Source organism: Streptomyces sp. NPDC101166 (assembly GCF_044768125.1).
Classification (GTDB): Bacteria; Actinomycetota; Actinomycetes; order Streptomycetales; family Streptomycetaceae; genus Streptomyces.
The window spans coordinates 1-13,268 of the sequence record NZ_JBIWPF010000023.1 but is presented as its reverse complement, the minus strand read 5'-3'; the positions used below and the strand labels follow the sequence as shown (position 1 = coordinate 13,268).

The window sequence follows — 13,268 nt, the reverse complement described above, 5'->3', positions numbered from 1 at the left end:
AGGGCGCTACAGGCGGCCCCGCTCGCCGCGGAGATGGTCCGCGACGGGCTTCAGGGCCCGGTCGAGCTCCCCGAGGGCCTCCGGGGGGAGGAGGTCGATGAAGTGCCGCCGCACGGACGCCACATGGTGGGGCGCCACCTTCCGCATGGTCTCCATGCCGTGCTCGGTGAGCACCGCGTACAGTCCGCGGCGGTCGGACTCGCAGTTCTCCCGGCGCACCAGGTCGGCGTTCTCCATCCGGGTGATCTGGTGCGACAGGCGGCTCTTGGACTGGAGGGTGGCGGAGGCGAGGTCGCTCATCCGCATCCGGACGTCCTCGGACTCGGAGAGGTTCACCAGGATCTCGTAGTCGTTCATGGTCAGGCCGAACGGCTGCAGGTCCTTTTCGAGCTGGTACGTCAACAGCCTGTTGACCTCCAGGTGGGTGCGCCAGGCGCACTGCTCCGCATCGGTCAGCCAGCGCGTGGCCGTTTCGGTCTCCATAAGTGAAGTCTACCTAAAATGTTGAAAGGCGAACTAGCGAGGGTGGCGTGACGGCGTGCACGCGTTCGACGTCACACTCCGCAGACTACCGCTCACAGCCCGAAGCGACGCTGGAGGTCTCCCAGCTGTCCGGGAAGGCGCGGTACCCCGGGCTGGCCGCCGTGAGCACCGCCGTGCCCGCCCGCGTATCCCCCGCCGGGGACCCCGGGCTCGTGCGGAACCGCGCCCGTCGCCTGCTCCGCCATCAGGGTCTCCGACGACTGGAGCAGCACCGTCCCCGCGCCCACGAACTCGAATTGGTGCTCTTCCCCGGACGCCCCGCCCAGGCCCGTCAGTGCACGTAGACCGCCCATCACGCCGGTCATGTACCCGTGGTCGTAGTGGTGGCAGGGCGAGGGGCAGTCGGCCCAGCCGACGAGCGCCTGGGGGTCCACCCGGATGGGCGGTTCCATGAACACCACCGGACCGTTCGACGCGGCCACGAACTTTCCGGTTCCGATCAATGTGAGGAAGCCCGGCACGATCGATTGCTTCAGCGACAGACTTGGCTGAAAAGCGAGCAGATTGCCTGCGCGAATGGTCAGGTTGCCGTCGGCCAGGTCGTAGGAGTTCACATCGAAGGCCCGGTCGGCCAGCAGCATCTTGCCCGAGCCCTGCGCCACCACCCAGTCGCTCGCGTGCAGAGGCGAATGGAACGAGGTCCGCACCAGACGGTCCAGCCCGCCGTGCCCGACGCCGTTGAACTCCATCGAGCCGTAGTAGGCGATCATCTTCCCCTTCTGCAGGAACCACTGGCTCCCCTTGAGCTCCACGCAGAAGGTGTACGCGTTGACGTTGTCGTCGACGGGCAGCGTCATCGGGTCGAGGACCACGGGACCCGCCCCTTGGGGGCCCGCGCCGGGGTAGGCGGTCACAGCTTCTCCTCCGATGCCTGGACGTACACCACGCCGTTGCCGCTCAGCTCCAGCTGGAACGCCTCGCCGGAGCCCCGGCCCACCATGTCCCGCCAGCCGAGCGCCGTCGACAGCTTGTTGCGCACATCGCCGTGGTGGGCGACGTAGGCCTGGGGGTCGACGTGCACCGGGCGCTGCGGGGTGACGGGGACCTCGAAGACGCCGCCGTGCGCCATCACGGCCACCGAGCCGTGGCCCTGGAGGGTCGTGGTGAACAGGCCCTGTCCGCTGACCTGGCCACGCACCATGCCCATGACGCCGCCCTGCGAGCCCATGAACATCGTGCCCTGCTGGAGCGTGCCCTCGAAGGCGAGCAGGCGGTCCGCCTCCACGTACAGGGTGTCGTCGGCGAGGTTGATGACCTGGACGTGGTGACCGCCGTGCCCGAACAGGACCGTGCCGCTGCCCTCCACCGACATCAGCGGGGTGTCCTCGTTCGCGAGCCGGCGCCCGAGCATCGACATCACCCCGCCCTGCCCGCCCTGCATGTTGGGCGTGAAGGACACCTCGCCCTTGTAGGCGAGCATCGCGCCGCGCTGACTGAACAGCCGCTGCCCCGGCAGCACCGTCGCCTCGACCATTTTGGAGTTGATCTCACGGAAGGGCATGTCACACGTCCCCCGCGATCGTGTTCCGCTCGCTCGGCTGCACGTACACGAGCCCGTCCCCCTCGAACCGGATCTGGAAGGCCTCCCCGCCGCCCTCGCCCAGGAACGTACGGAACGTCACCCCGGACTGGAAGGACTGCCGCACCTCGCCCTGGTGCGCGACGTACGCCCCCGGGTCGACGGTCAGCGGGTACTGGGGGCTGACCCGCAGCACCACCGCCGGACCGTCCGAGGTGATCGCCGCCTGCCCGTGCCCCTCGACGGTCGTCGTGAACAGGCCGTTGCCCTGGGACGCACCGCGCAGCCCGGTGAAGCTCGTGCCCGTCCGCAGCCCGCCGTCCGTCGCGAGCAGGTTGCTCGACTCGACGTACAGCTTGTCGCCGTTGAGCCGCACGAGGTTGATCTCCGAGGCGCGGTCGGCGAACCAGCACGTGCCCTGCCCCCTCACCTCCATCACCGTCATCTGCTCACCGGTGAGCCTGCGGGTCACCATCCCCCGCAGTCCCTCCCCGCCGCCGCTCATCTTCTTGAAGGCCATCTGCCCGTCGTACGCGACCATGGAGCCGTTCTTCGCCTTCACAGCGTCCCCGGTCATGTCGACGGCGAGCACCTTGCTGCCCTGAAGTCGAAACATCGCCACGCAGCGAAGGTAGCCTCCCGAAGCCCCGGCCGACAGGTCCCGAGGGCGGAGATCATCCCTGATCGTCCCCTAAGGGATCCGTGCGGCGATCAGTGCAGCGATCAGTGCAGGACCCCGCTTCCGCCCCGCCTCCCGCCCCGCCCCTCGCGTTTGTCACAATGGGCGAGCGCTTGTGCGTGTGTTCACAAGCGTTTCCCCGATTCCGACGCGACCCCACCGAAGGTGACCCGTGGACCTCAAGACAGCCTCCGCCCTGCGCCGACTGCGCCTGGTCTCCGCCCCCGAGGCCATCTCCTTCCTGCTGCTGCTCGTGTGCTCGGTGCTGAAGCGGACCACGGAATTCAACGCGGTGCCCGTCATGGGCATGGTGCACGGCGTGCTGTTCGTCCTGTACGTGATCTTCTGGGCGGACGCCTGGAACCGCGCGAAGTGGTCCGTCGGCACCGCCGCCGTCTACTTCGTCCTCTCCGTCCTGCCCACCGGCGGCTTCTTCGCGGAGCGCAAGCTGCGCCGCGAGGCCGAGGATGCGGTCATCGCCTCCCGCGCCCGGCCCGAGGGCGTGGTGGAGGCGTCGTGATCGTCGCCTTCTCCGTCACCCCGCTCGGCGTGGGCGAGGAGGTCGGCGAGTACGTCGCCGACGCCGTCCGCGTCGTCCGCGAGTCGGGTCTGCCCCACCGTACGGACGCCATGTTCACGTCCATCGAGGGCGAGTGGGACGAGGTCATGGACGTCGTCAGGCGTGCCGTCGCCGCCGTCGAGGAGCGGGCGCCGCGCGTCTCCCTGGTCCTCAAGGCGGACATCCGCCCCGGGGTGACGGACGGGCTGACGTCGAAGGTGGAGACGGTGGAGCGGCATCTGACCCACCCGGGGGAGCGACGCCAGCCGGAGGAGTGACGTTTCTCCGCGATCCGCCGGGCCGGAAGCCCCGAGCGTTGCCCCGATCGGCTCGGCCGCGTACACCCTTCCGCTCACCGCCGCCACCGGGAGGCGCCGCCGCGACCGACGTCGCAGCCGGTCGGACCCGGCGCACGCCCCCGCGCACAAGCGGCCGTGCACCCGTCCGAGTGATCGCTCGAACGGGTGACATATAGATGGTTTTCAGCTCGCTTCGGACGGCTAACCTCTCCGGGAATCGATCAAGTTCCGCCCGGGTGGCGGACCTTCGGGCGGAGGCGAAGTGACAGGTCGTCACGGGCCGCAACTGGTGGGCCGTATCGGCGCGGTGCTGGTTCTGGCGGTGTCGGGAGCGGTGGTGAGCGCCGGGGACACACCCCCGCGCGCGAGCGGCCGGTGCGTGCTCGCCGACGGGGTGCTGACCGTCGACGACCTGCCCGCCGGCTCCTCCGTGCTGGACTGCGAAGCGGTCGGACGCCTCGTCACCCACGAGGGCGCCGGCGTCACGGTCCCCGAACCGGGCACCAAGGTCGGCGTGGACGCCCTGACGACGGACGGCTCACGCCACGGCTTCACCCTGGAGGTCGCCGCCGACGGAACGGTGTCGTACGACCTGACGGCCCACGGCGGGACCGGGGAGCGCGGCCTGTCCGCCTCCGCCCGCCCGTCGAAGCGGCCCCCCGCCTCCGCCCGCGCCGCGTGCGCCGACAACGCCTACTCCGTTTCCGACCACAAGGAGTACGGCACCTACGACTGGTGGATCGGCGACGGCCCCCTGCCCGGCGGTCTCTCCCCCGCCGAGGCCCGCCGCGCCTTCGAGGACTCCATCAGCGCGATCACCGGCACCCGCAACGACTGCGGCTACGGCGACGCGGTCGCGGCGCGCTCCAAGTACTGGACGGTGACCCACCACGAGGCCGACATCGACCCCCAGGCCCGCTGCACCGCGCGCGACGGGGTGAGCGTCTGGGACGCGGGCGACCTCACCAGCGGAGTCGTCGCCACCACCTGCTCCTGGAGCCGCCCGGTGCCCCGCGGTCCGGACTGGCTGAAGGAGGCCGACGTCCGCTTCAACACCGGCGACTACGTCTTCACCGACAACCCCGGCGGCGACTGCTCCAACGCCTACGACATCCGCAGCGTCGCCACCCACGAGGCGGGCCACGTCTTCGGCCTGGCCCACGTCGGCCCCGGGCACGAGGGGCAGACCATGTACACCAACTCCTTCGCGTGCAGCACGGGCGCCCGCACCCTCGGCCGTGGGGACGTCCTCGGCCTGCGCGCCCTGTACTGAGCGGCGCGGCCGGCCGCGCTCACGCGCCGCCCGACGCCAGCGCCATCCCGAGCGGCGTCCGCTCGTAGAGCACCTGGTGGCCGTAGCGGCGGGCGACCAGCAGACCGGAGTCGCGCAGGACCGTCAGGTGCGCGGAGACCGAGGACGGTGCGAGGCCGAGGCGGTGGGCGAGGGCGGTGGTGGTCGCCGGGTCGTCGAGCGCGGTGAGGACGGCGGCGCGACCCCGCCCCAGGAGCCGTACCAGCGCGTCGGGGGAGCGGCCGGCGGGGTCGGCCCACAAGCCGGCGATGCCGCGCGCCGGGTAGACCAGGGTCGGCTGCCAGGGCGGGTCGAAGGAGCTGACCAGGTCCGGCCACACGAACACGCTGGGCATCAGCACCAGCCCCCGCCCGCCGAGATGCCGCTCGTGCTCGCCGTTGGAGGCGACCGTGAGGGTGCCGGACCGCCAGTCGCAGCGCCGGTGGATCTCCGGCAGCAGCCCTCCGAGGCCGACCTCGGCGAGCCGCCGTGAGTGGAAGGTGATGTCCGCCTCCAGGAGGGCCCGCAGCCGGGGCCAGTCCGGCGCGAGAAGGGTGTGCCAGACCTGTTCCAGCAGGTCGGCGAGGTCCCGGATCATCCGTTCGGGGTCGGCGAGCCAGGCACGGGCCAGCGGATGCTCCAGCGCGCCCGGGGTGTCCGCGAGCGAGCGGGCCGAGTCCTCTCGCGCGGCCCGCGGGTCGGCCGCGCGGACCTGCGCGATCTCCTCCTCGAAGGCGGCCGTCGGGCCGGCCGGCGGTGGGCTCAGCCAGTCCGGGGAGTGACCGCGGCGGGGCATCAGCAGCCACAGCCCGGTCAGGTCGAGCCCCTCGGCCGCCGCCCGGATCCGGCGCAGCCAGGGCGCGTGGTACCCGTGCCGGTCGGGCCGCTTCAGGGTGCGTACGGCGTCCTGCGTCTCCCACAGCGGGGACACCGCGAAGCGGCAGCGCAGGAAGTCGTCCTCCCCGAAGTGCAGACGTGACGGCACGGCCGCGCCCCTCTCCCCGAAGATTCGTCTGGAGCCGAAACTTTAGGCCGCCGCGCGCGGGTCGAGCACGCTGGCGCCCATGCCCGAACAGCTCACGGCCGTCGCCGCACGGCCCCCCGGCTACGCCCGCGTCCTCGCCGTGCGTGAGTTCCGCGCCGTCTTCGCCGCCCATCTGCTGTCCCTGCTCGGGGTGGTCGTCGCCGAGATCGCCCTCTCCGTCCTCGTCTACGACCTGACCGGCTCGCCCCTGATGAGCGCGCTCGCCTTCGCCCTGGGCTTCCTGCCGTACGTCGTCGGCGGCACCCTGCTCGCCGGGACGGCCGACCGCTACCCGGCGCGCCGGGTGCTCGTGGCGTGCGACCTGGTGTGCGCGGCGTGCGTCGTGCCGATGGCCGCGCCGGGCGCGCCCCTGGCCGTCCTCCTCGGCCTGCGCTGCTGCCTCGCCGTGGTGTCGCCCGTGTTCGCGGGGACACGGATGGCCACCCTCGCCGACGTCCTCGGCGACGGCGACCTGTTCGTCCTGGGCCGCTCCCTGCTGAGGATCACGTCGCAGAGCGCGCTCCTCGCCGGCTACGGCCTCGGCGGACTGCTGCTCACCGCGGTGTCCCCGCGCCAGGCGCTGCTGGTCACCGTCGGCACCTTCCTCGCCTCCGCCGCCCTGCTGCGCCTGGGTACCCGGCGCAGGCCCGCCCGGACCCGGCCGGACGGAGCCCTCGTCATGGACTCCCTCAAAGGCGCCCGGCGGATCCTCGGCGACCGCCGGGTGCGCGTCCTGATGCTGCTGTTCTGGGTGCCGCCGATGTTCACGGTCGCGCCGGAGGCGCTGGCCGCGCCGTACGCCGACGAACTCGCCGCGGGACCGGTCGGCCTGGGCCTGCTGATGTGCGCGCTGCCCGTCGGGACCATCGCCGGCGAGCTGTACGCGGGCGCGCGCCTGCGGCCGAGCACCCGGGAGCGGATCGTCCTCCCCCTGGTCTGCCTCACCCTCCTGCCGTACCTGGGCTACGCCCTGGAGCCGGGGCTGCCCCTCTCCCTCCTGCTGCTGGTGCTCGCCGGAGCCGGATCGGCGTACACCCTCGGCCTCGACCAGTGGCTGGTGCGGGCGGTGCCCGAGGGGCTGCGGGGGCGGGCCATGACATTGCTGACCGCCGGGCTGATGACGGTGCAGGGCGTCGGGATGGCGCTCGCGGGAGTGGCGGCCGAGTTCGCCGGGGTGACGGCGGCGGTCACCGGCGCGGGCGTGCTCGGGACGGTGTGCTGCGCTGCGCTGGCGTGGGAGGCCCGGCGTGCCGGGGCGGCGGGCCTCCCGTCCCCGGCTCCCGGCGGACCGGCGGCGCAGGGGACCGAGGGCCGAGACGGAGCTGACCGCGATATGACCGACGGGTAGGGTCTGGTGCCGTGCCGAAGCCGCTCAGCCTCCCCTTCGACCCCATCGCCCGCGCGGACGAGCTCTGGAAGCAGCGCTGGGGAAACGTGCCGTCCATGGCCGCGATCACCTCGGTCATGCGCGCCCACCAGATCCTGCTCGCCGAGGTGGACGCGGTGGTCAAGCCGTACGGGCTGACCTTCGCGCGGTACGAGGCGCTGGTGCTGCTCACCTTCTCCAAGGAGGGCGAGCTGACCATGTCGAAGATCGGCGAGCGGCTGATGGTCCACCCGACGTCGGTCACGAACACCGTGGACCGCCTGGTCAGATCGGGTCTGGTGGCCAAGCGCCCCAACCCCAACGACGGGCGCGGCACCCTCGCCTCCATCACCGCCAAGGGCCGCGAGGTCGTCGACGCCGCCACCCACGACCTGATGGCGATGGACTTCGGCCTCGGCGTGTACGACGCGGAGGAATGCGCCGAGATCTTCGCCCTCCTGCGCCCCCTGCGCATCGCGGCCCACGACTTCGACGAGTGACGACCCCGGGCAAGATCTTCCCGAACGGGTGGTTACGCTCGTTCGCATGAAACGAAGCGTGTTGACCCGCTACCGCGTCATGGCCTACGTCACCGGTGTGCTGCTGGTCCTGCTCACCCTCGGCGTGATCGCCAAGTACCTGTTGTCGATGGACGGCGCGGAGAGCTTCACACGCGTGGTGGGCATCGCCCACGGCTGGCTGTACATCCTCTACCTGGTCTTCGCCTTCGACCTGGGCTCCAAGGCGAAGTGGCCGGTGAAGAAGCAGCTCTGGGTGCTGCTGGCGGGCACGATCCCCGCGGCCGCCTTCTTCGTGGAGCGCAAGGTCAGCCATGAGCTGGAGGGCGAGGTCGCCCAGGACGCCCCCGCGGCCGCCAAAGTCTGAGCCGGCCGCCCCGCCCGGCCGCCACCGCCGTACGGCACGCGTACGGCGGTCTCCCATCGACATTTACTAGGACGTCCTAGTAAATTCGAAGCATGGACGCTGACGCCATCGAGGAAGGCCGCCGACGCTGGCAGGCCCGCTACGACGCCTCGCGCAAGCGGGAGGCCGACTTCACCACGCTCTCCGGCGATCCCGTGGAGCCCGTGTACGGGCCGCGGCCCGGAGACGCCTACGCCGGTTTCGAACGGATCGGATGGCCCGGGGAGTACCCCTTCACGCGCGGGCTGTACCCGACCGGGTACCGCGGGCGGACGTGGACCATCCGGCAGTTCGCCGGGTTCGGCAACGCCGAGCAGACCAACGAGCGCTACAAGATGATCCTCGCCAACGGCGGCGGGGGCCTCTCGGTCGCCTTCGACATGCCGACCCTCATGGGCCGCGACTCCGACGACCGGCGCTCGCTCGGCGAGGTCGGGCACTGCGGAGTCGCCATCGACTCCGCCGCCGACATGGAGGTGCTGTTCAAGGACATCCCCCTCGGGGACGTCACCACCTCCATGACGATCAGCGGGCCCGCCGTCCCCGTCTTCTGCATGTACCTGGTCGCCGCCGAGCGGCAGGGCGTCGACCCGTCCGTCCTGAACGGCACGCTCCAGACCGACATCTTCAAGGAGTACATCGCGCAGAAGGAGTGGCTCTTCCCGCCCGAGCCGCACCTGCGCCTCATCGGCGACCTGATGGAGTACTGCGCGGCCGGCATCCCCGCCTACAAGCCGCTGTCCGTCTCCGGCTACCACATCCGCGAGGCCGGAGCGACGGCCGCGCAGGAGCTGGCGTACACCCTGGCCGACGGCTTCGGCTACGTGGAGCTCGGACTCAGCCGCGGGCTCGACGTCGACGTCTTCGCCCCCGGCCTGTCCTTCTTCTTCGACGCCCACGTCGACTTCTTCGAGGAGATCGCCAAGTTCCGCGCCGCGCGCCGGATCTGGGCCCGCTGGATGCGGGACGTCTACGGCGCGAAGAGCGAGAAGGCGCAGTGGCTGCGCTTCCACACCCAGACCGCCGGCGTCTCCCTGACGGCCCAGCAGCCGTACAACAACGTCGTGCGCACGGCGGTGGAGGCGCTCGCCGCGGTGCTCGGCGGCACCAACTCGCTGCACACCAACGCCCTGGACGAGACCCTCGCGCTGCCGAGCGAGCAGGCCGCGGAGATCGCGCTGCGCACGCAGCAGGTGCTGATGGAGGAGACCGGCGTCGCCAACGTCGCGGACCCGCTGGGCGGTTCGTGGTACGTCGAGCAGCTGACCGACCGGATCGAGGCCGACGCCGAGGCGATCTTCGAGCGGATCAAGGAGCGGGGCCTGCGGGCCCACCCCGACGGCCGGCACCCCATCGGACCGGTGACGTCGGGCATCCTGCGCGGCATCGAGGACGGTTGGTTCACCGGGGAGATCGCCGAGTCCGCCTTCCGCTACCAGCAGGCGCTGGAGAAGGGGGAGAAGCGGGTCGTCGGCGTCAACGCCCACACCGGGTCGGTGACCGGGGACCTGGAGATCCTGCGCGTCAGCCACGAGGTGGAGCGCGAGCAGGTGCGGGTGCTCGCCCAGCGCCGGACCGCGAGGGACGACGCCGCCGTGCGCGACGCCCTCGACGCGATGCTCGCGGCGGCCCGGGACGGGGGCAACATGATCGCGCCGATGCTCGACGCGGTGCGCGCGGAGGCGACGCTGGGGGAGATCTGCGACGTGCTGCGGGAGGAGTGGGGGGTGTACACCGAGCCCGCGGGGTTCTGACGGGCGGGGCGGGGACCGTCGTCCCCGCCCACCCCTTGATCGGGGCCAGGGATCACATCGTCGACCCCAGACCCCCCAGCAACACCTTCGTGAAGCTGCGCACCCACTCCTCGTCCGCCGGTTCGTCGCTCACGAGGGTGCGGTGCACCACCGCGCCCGCCACCACGTCGAAGATGAGGTCGACCGTGCGGGTCGCCTCCAGCGGGTCCGTCTCCGGGGGGAGTTCCCCGCGTCTCTGGGCGCGCGCCCGGCCCTCCAGGACCAGGTCCTTCTGCGGGTCGACGATCGAGGAGCGGATACGGGCGCGCAGCGCCTCGTCGCGGGTGGACTCCGCGACGACCGCCATCAGACCGCTCCTCGCCTCGGGGCGGGCCAGGATCGCCGCGAACTGCAGGACCACGCCCTCGATGTCGGCGGCCAGGCTGCCCCGGTCGGGGAGCCGCAGTTCGCCGAAGAGCTCCGCGACCGCGTCCACGACCAGTTCGTTCTTGCCGGGCCAGCGGCGGTAGAGCGTCGTCTTGGCGACCCCGGCCCGGGTCGCCACGTCCCCCAAGGTCAGCTTGGACCAGCCCAGTTCGACCAGCGCCGCCCGGGTCGCGGCGAGAATCGCGGCGTCCGCGGCCGCGCTGCGCGGCCGTCCGGCGCGGCCGGCGGGGGAACGACTCTGCATGGTTCGACCATAACCGCCCCGTTCCGTGCCGCTTCCAGTGAGGGAGATCACCGGAAAGCGACCCCCGTGCCGGCCCCATGGGTATTACGCTACGACTCGTAGCGAAAGCTCGTGGTGGACGTCCACGAGTCAGGATCGTGCGGCGCGTGGGGTGGGGACCCCGGCGCATTCGCGGATCGTTTTCACGCACGCGCGGGAACGGGGGAGGATAGACGCATGCAGCCACGGAACATGTCCATGAGCGGAGTCGTCGACCTCGCCGCGGTGAAGGCGGCCCAGGAGGCCAAGGCGAAGGCGGAGCAGGCGCGCGCCGAAGCCGCCCGGCAGGGCGGGACGGGGGCGGTGTCCCCCGCGGAACTCGTCATCGACGTCGATGAGGCGGGGTTCGAGCGCGACGTCATCCAGCGGTCCGCCGAGGTGCCCGTCGTCATCGACTTCTGGGCCGAGTGGTGCCAGCCCTGCAAGCAGCTGAGCCCCGTCCTGGAGCGGCTCGCCACGGAGTACGCCGGGCGCTTCCTGCTCGCGAAGATCGACGTCGACGCCAATCAGATGCTGATGCAGCAGTTCGGGGTGCAGGGCATCCCGGCCGTCTTCGCCGTCGTCGCGGGGCAGGCGCTGCCGCTCTTCCAGGGGGCCGCCCCGGAGGCTCAGATCCGCCAGACGCTCGACCAGTTGGTGGCCGTCGCCGAGGAGCGCTTCGGTCTCACCGGCCTGACCGTCGACCCCGACGCCCGGCCCGGCGAGCCCGCCGAGGCCGCCGAGGCGCCGGCCGGTCCGTACGACGCCCTGCTGGAGGCCGCCGTACAGGCCCTGGACGCGGGTGATTTGGGCGGCGCGGTGCGCGCCTACCAGAACGTGCTCGCCGACGACCCGGGCAACACCGAGGCCAAGCTCGGCCTCGCACAGGCCGAGTTGCTCCAGCGCGTGCAGGGCATGGACCCGCAGGCGGTGCGCAAGGAAGCCGCCGACAAGCCGCAGGACGCGTCGGCCCAGATCGCCGCCGCCGACCTGGATCTGGTGGGCGGTCATGTCGACGACGCGTTCGGCCGGCTCATCGACACCGTGCGGCGCACGGCCGGTGACGAGCGGGACGCCGTACGGCTGCGGCTGTTGGAGCTGTTCGAGGTCGTGGGCCCCGAGGACCCGCGAGTGGCCACGGCGCGCAGGGCTCTGGCGCGCGCCCTGTTCTGATCCCCGCCGGGCCCCGGTGCTGACCAGTCGCTAAACGCCGGGGCCTGTGATGCCGGAGTGAAAATTCTGGCGACCGGATGCCCCTGCGGCCGCGTTTTACCAAATCTTGGTAATCGCGGCCGCTGTTACTGCGAGTAAAGCAGAGGCGTGGATCTGTCGGATTCTGTCCAGCGATCAATAGTTTTGTCCTGGGCATGATTGCCACCCAGCGTCGTGGGCCGAGACCTGTGGGTCGTTGTTCGGTTATCCGGCCGTTACTAGCCAGTAACGAACCCCCTTGTGCAGGCGGCGAGAATGCACCACGATCGGCCACGCTCGGTCCAATTCCGTACCCCGACAGCCGGTTGGGTCGACGGGTCCCCTGGGTCCCCACCGAGCAGAGCCGACGACAGTGGCGTCGGCTCTTGGACAGGGGGGTCTTCGCCGCTCGGTGAAGCCTGTCCAGCAGGGTTGTGCGTGATGCGTGTCAGGCGCGACCAGTTGTGTCGCTCGGGGGTGATCGCCGGTGATTCGAAGCGCGGTTCGCGCCTCCGGGTTCGGGCGCTCCCCTTCCCGAGGACGTAGTGCTTCTCCCATCCCTGCCCGGCCGAGCCGCCGCTCCGGAGGCGAGCCAAGGCAGGAGATGTACGTCCGAGAAGGAGGAAATATGGAGTCCCAGGTGCGTGGCGGGACCAGATGGAAGCGCTTCGCTGTGGTCATGGTGCCCAGCGTCGCAGCGGCAGCGTGTGTGGGCGTCGGCCTGGCGCAGGGCGCACTCGCGGCCTCGTTCAGCGTGTCCGGTCAGCAGTTCAAGGTCTCGGCCGAGACCCTGCACGGTGACGGATTCGCGCAGTACGGCGGCATCGACAGCGTCTACACCTCGGTCGACGGCAAGACCAAGACGCAGGTTCCGGTCGCGGTCTCCTCGTTCGAGACCGCGAAGATCACGAACATGTGCCAGTCGGTCAAGACGACGATCCCGGTCATCAACAAGACGTTCTACCTGCGTCTTGACGCGGGCAGGGACCCGAAGAAGCCGGTCACCGCCGAGAACCTCTACATCGACGTCGCCCAGCTCGACGCCGACGCGACGTTCAACAAGATCGACATCGGCGTCGCGGTCAAGGACAAGACCCGCGGCCCCGCCGTCAAGGAAGGCGAGAGCGTGCTGCCGGGCGGCTTCGCCCAGCAGGCCGAGTCGGCCGACCTCTCGAACGTCGAGCAGACGGCGTGGGCGACCACCGCCGGAACGTTCAAGCTCAGCGGGCTGTCGATGCGTCTTGGCGCCGACCCCAAGATGGAGTGCTTCTGACGGCTCGCGCCGCAGGGGTGATCTTGGCAGGCTGAGCCGCCAGGACGGGGCGGGGGGGCGCGCGCGCCACCCCCCCCCCCCCCCCCCCCCCCCCCCCCCCCCCGGCCCCCCCCCCCCCCCCCCCCCCCCCCCCCCCCCCCCCCCCCCCCCCCCCCCCC

At 71.3% G+C, this 13,268-nt stretch carries 15 protein-coding genes; 9 read left to right on the top strand and 6 right to left on the bottom strand.

Annotation, left to right across the window (positions count from 1 at the left end):
* Positions 1-6 precede the first annotated feature (6 nt).
* From ACIRS4_RS30815 to ACIRS4_RS30800, 4 genes are all read right to left on the bottom strand, one after another.
* The gene (locus tag ACIRS4_RS30815; protein WP_404202257.1) at positions 7-483 is read right to left on the bottom strand and encodes a MarR family winged helix-turn-helix transcriptional regulator; all 477 of its coding nucleotides are present in this window, start codon (positions 481-483) and stop codon (positions 7-9) included.
* A 92-nt stretch (positions 484-575) separates the two neighbouring features.
* Positions 576-1,340, bottom strand: a complete 765-nt coding sequence (locus ACIRS4_RS30810; RefSeq protein WP_404202403.1) for an AIM24 family protein — start codon at positions 1,338-1,340, stop codon at positions 576-578.
* Between the two features lie 53 nt (positions 1,341-1,393).
* Positions 1,394-2,044, bottom strand: a complete 651-nt coding sequence (locus tag ACIRS4_RS30805) for an AIM24 family protein (protein WP_404202255.1) — start codon at positions 2,042-2,044, stop codon at positions 1,394-1,396.
* A 1-nt stretch (position 2,045) separates the two neighbouring features.
* Positions 2,046-2,678, bottom strand: coding sequence for an AIM24 family protein (locus ACIRS4_RS30800; RefSeq protein ID WP_404202401.1), 633 nt, complete (start codon positions 2,676-2,678; stop codon positions 2,046-2,048).
* Positions 2,679-2,913: 235 nt separating this feature from the next.
* Between ACIRS4_RS30800 and ACIRS4_RS30795 the strand changes: the two genes are divergently transcribed.
* The 3 genes from ACIRS4_RS30795 (at position 2,914) to ACIRS4_RS30785 (ending at position 4,872) form a co-directional block, all read left to right on the top strand.
* Positions 2,914-3,261 carry a DUF3817 domain-containing protein gene (locus tag ACIRS4_RS30795; RefSeq protein ID WP_404202253.1) on the top strand — a complete coding sequence of 116 codons (348 nt, stop codon included), beginning with the start codon at positions 2,914-2,916 and terminating at the stop codon, positions 3,259-3,261.
* Positions 3,258-3,578, top strand: a complete 321-nt coding sequence (locus ACIRS4_RS30790; RefSeq protein WP_404202251.1) for an MTH1187 family thiamine-binding protein — start codon at positions 3,258-3,260, stop codon at positions 3,576-3,578. Before ACIRS4_RS30795 ends, ACIRS4_RS30790 begins: the two co-directional genes overlap by 4 nt.
* Positions 3,579-3,861: 283 nt before the next feature.
* Entirely contained in the window at positions 3,862-4,872 is a 1,011-nt protein-coding gene (locus ACIRS4_RS30785) for a matrixin family metalloprotease (RefSeq protein ID WP_404202249.1), read from the top strand.
* A 19-nt stretch (positions 4,873-4,891) separates the two neighbouring features.
* On the opposite strand, the gene ACIRS4_RS30780 is transcribed toward ACIRS4_RS30785, so the two are convergent.
* A complete protein-coding gene (locus ACIRS4_RS30780; RefSeq protein WP_404202247.1) occupies positions 4,892-5,875 on the bottom strand; it encodes a DUF5937 family protein in 984 nt (327 codons plus the stop codon).
* Between the two features lie 79 nt (positions 5,876-5,954).
* Here ACIRS4_RS30780 and ACIRS4_RS30775 point away from each other — a divergent pair, with 79 nt between their 5' ends.
* The 4 genes from ACIRS4_RS30775 to ACIRS4_RS30760 all read left to right on the top strand — a co-directional run bounded on the left by ACIRS4_RS30775 (position 5,955) and on the right by ACIRS4_RS30760 (position 9,958).
* Complete coding sequence (locus ACIRS4_RS30775; RefSeq protein ID WP_404202245.1) at positions 5,955-7,262, top strand: MFS transporter; 1,308 nt, start codon at positions 5,955-5,957, stop codon at positions 7,260-7,262.
* 11 nt (positions 7,263-7,273) lie between these two features.
* A complete protein-coding gene (locus tag ACIRS4_RS30770; RefSeq protein WP_404202243.1) occupies positions 7,274-7,780 on the top strand; it encodes a MarR family winged helix-turn-helix transcriptional regulator in 507 nt (168 codons plus the stop codon).
* A 46-nt stretch (positions 7,781-7,826) separates the two neighbouring features.
* The gene (locus tag ACIRS4_RS30765) at positions 7,827-8,165 is read left to right on the top strand and encodes a DUF3817 domain-containing protein (protein ID WP_404202241.1); all 339 of its coding nucleotides are present in this window, start codon (positions 7,827-7,829) and stop codon (positions 8,163-8,165) included.
* Positions 8,166-8,257: 92 nt separating this feature from the next.
* Positions 8,258-9,958: a methylmalonyl-CoA mutase gene (locus tag ACIRS4_RS30760; protein ID WP_404202239.1), complete on the top strand. Its 1,701-nt coding sequence runs from the start codon at positions 8,258-8,260 to the stop codon at positions 9,956-9,958.
* A gap of 52 nt (positions 9,959-10,010) precedes the next feature.
* Here ACIRS4_RS30760 and ACIRS4_RS30755 read toward each other — a convergent pair whose 3' ends face one another.
* Positions 10,011-10,628: a TetR/AcrR family transcriptional regulator gene (locus tag ACIRS4_RS30755; protein ID WP_404202237.1), complete on the bottom strand. Its 618-nt coding sequence runs from the start codon at positions 10,626-10,628 to the stop codon at positions 10,011-10,013.
* A gap of 216 nt (positions 10,629-10,844) precedes the next feature.
* Here ACIRS4_RS30755 and ACIRS4_RS30750 point away from each other — a divergent pair, with 216 nt between their 5' ends.
* Together ACIRS4_RS30750 and ACIRS4_RS30745 are read left to right on the top strand one after the other, a co-directional pair.
* A complete protein-coding gene (locus ACIRS4_RS30750) occupies positions 10,845-11,819 on the top strand; it encodes a tetratricopeptide repeat protein (RefSeq protein WP_404202235.1) in 975 nt (324 codons plus the stop codon).
* Between the two features lie 646 nt (positions 11,820-12,465).
* Complete coding sequence (locus ACIRS4_RS30745; RefSeq protein WP_404202233.1) at positions 12,466-13,110, top strand: DUF6230 family protein; 645 nt, start codon at positions 12,466-12,468, stop codon at positions 13,108-13,110.
* The last annotated feature ends 158 nt before the right edge of the window (positions 13,111-13,268 follow it).

Bases quoted from the DNA above. Each gene is read 5' to 3' on its own strand.
- ACIRS4_RS30815 (WP_404202257.1), bottom strand. From the start codon at position 483: ATGGAGACCGAAACGGCCACGCGCTGGCTGACCGATGCGGAGCAGTGC.
- ACIRS4_RS30810 (WP_404202403.1), bottom strand. From the start codon at position 1,340: ATGACGCTGCCCGTCGACGACAACGTCAACGCGTACACCTTCTGCGTG.
- ACIRS4_RS30805 (WP_404202255.1), bottom strand. From the start codon at position 2,044: ATGCCCTTCCGTGAGATCAACTCCAAAATGGTCGAGGCGACGGTGCTG.
- ACIRS4_RS30800 (WP_404202401.1), bottom strand. From the start codon at position 2,678: ATGTTTCGACTTCAGGGCAGCAAGGTGCTCGCCGTCGACATGACCGGG.
- ACIRS4_RS30775 (WP_404202245.1), top strand. From the start codon at position 5,955: ATGCCCGAACAGCTCACGGCCGTCGCCGCACGGCCCCCCGGCTACGCC.
- ACIRS4_RS30765 (WP_404202241.1), top strand. From the start codon at position 7,827: ATGAAACGAAGCGTGTTGACCCGCTACCGCGTCATGGCCTACGTCACC.
- ACIRS4_RS30760 (WP_404202239.1), top strand. From the start codon at position 8,258: ATGGACGCTGACGCCATCGAGGAAGGCCGCCGACGCTGGCAGGCCCGC.
- ACIRS4_RS30755 (WP_404202237.1), bottom strand. From the start codon at position 10,628: ATGCAGAGTCGTTCCCCCGCCGGCCGCGCCGGACGGCCGCGCAGCGCG.
- ACIRS4_RS30750 (WP_404202235.1), top strand. From the start codon at position 10,845: ATGCAGCCACGGAACATGTCCATGAGCGGAGTCGTCGACCTCGCCGCG.
- ACIRS4_RS30745 (WP_404202233.1), top strand. From the start codon at position 12,466: ATGGAGTCCCAGGTGCGTGGCGGGACCAGATGGAAGCGCTTCGCTGTG.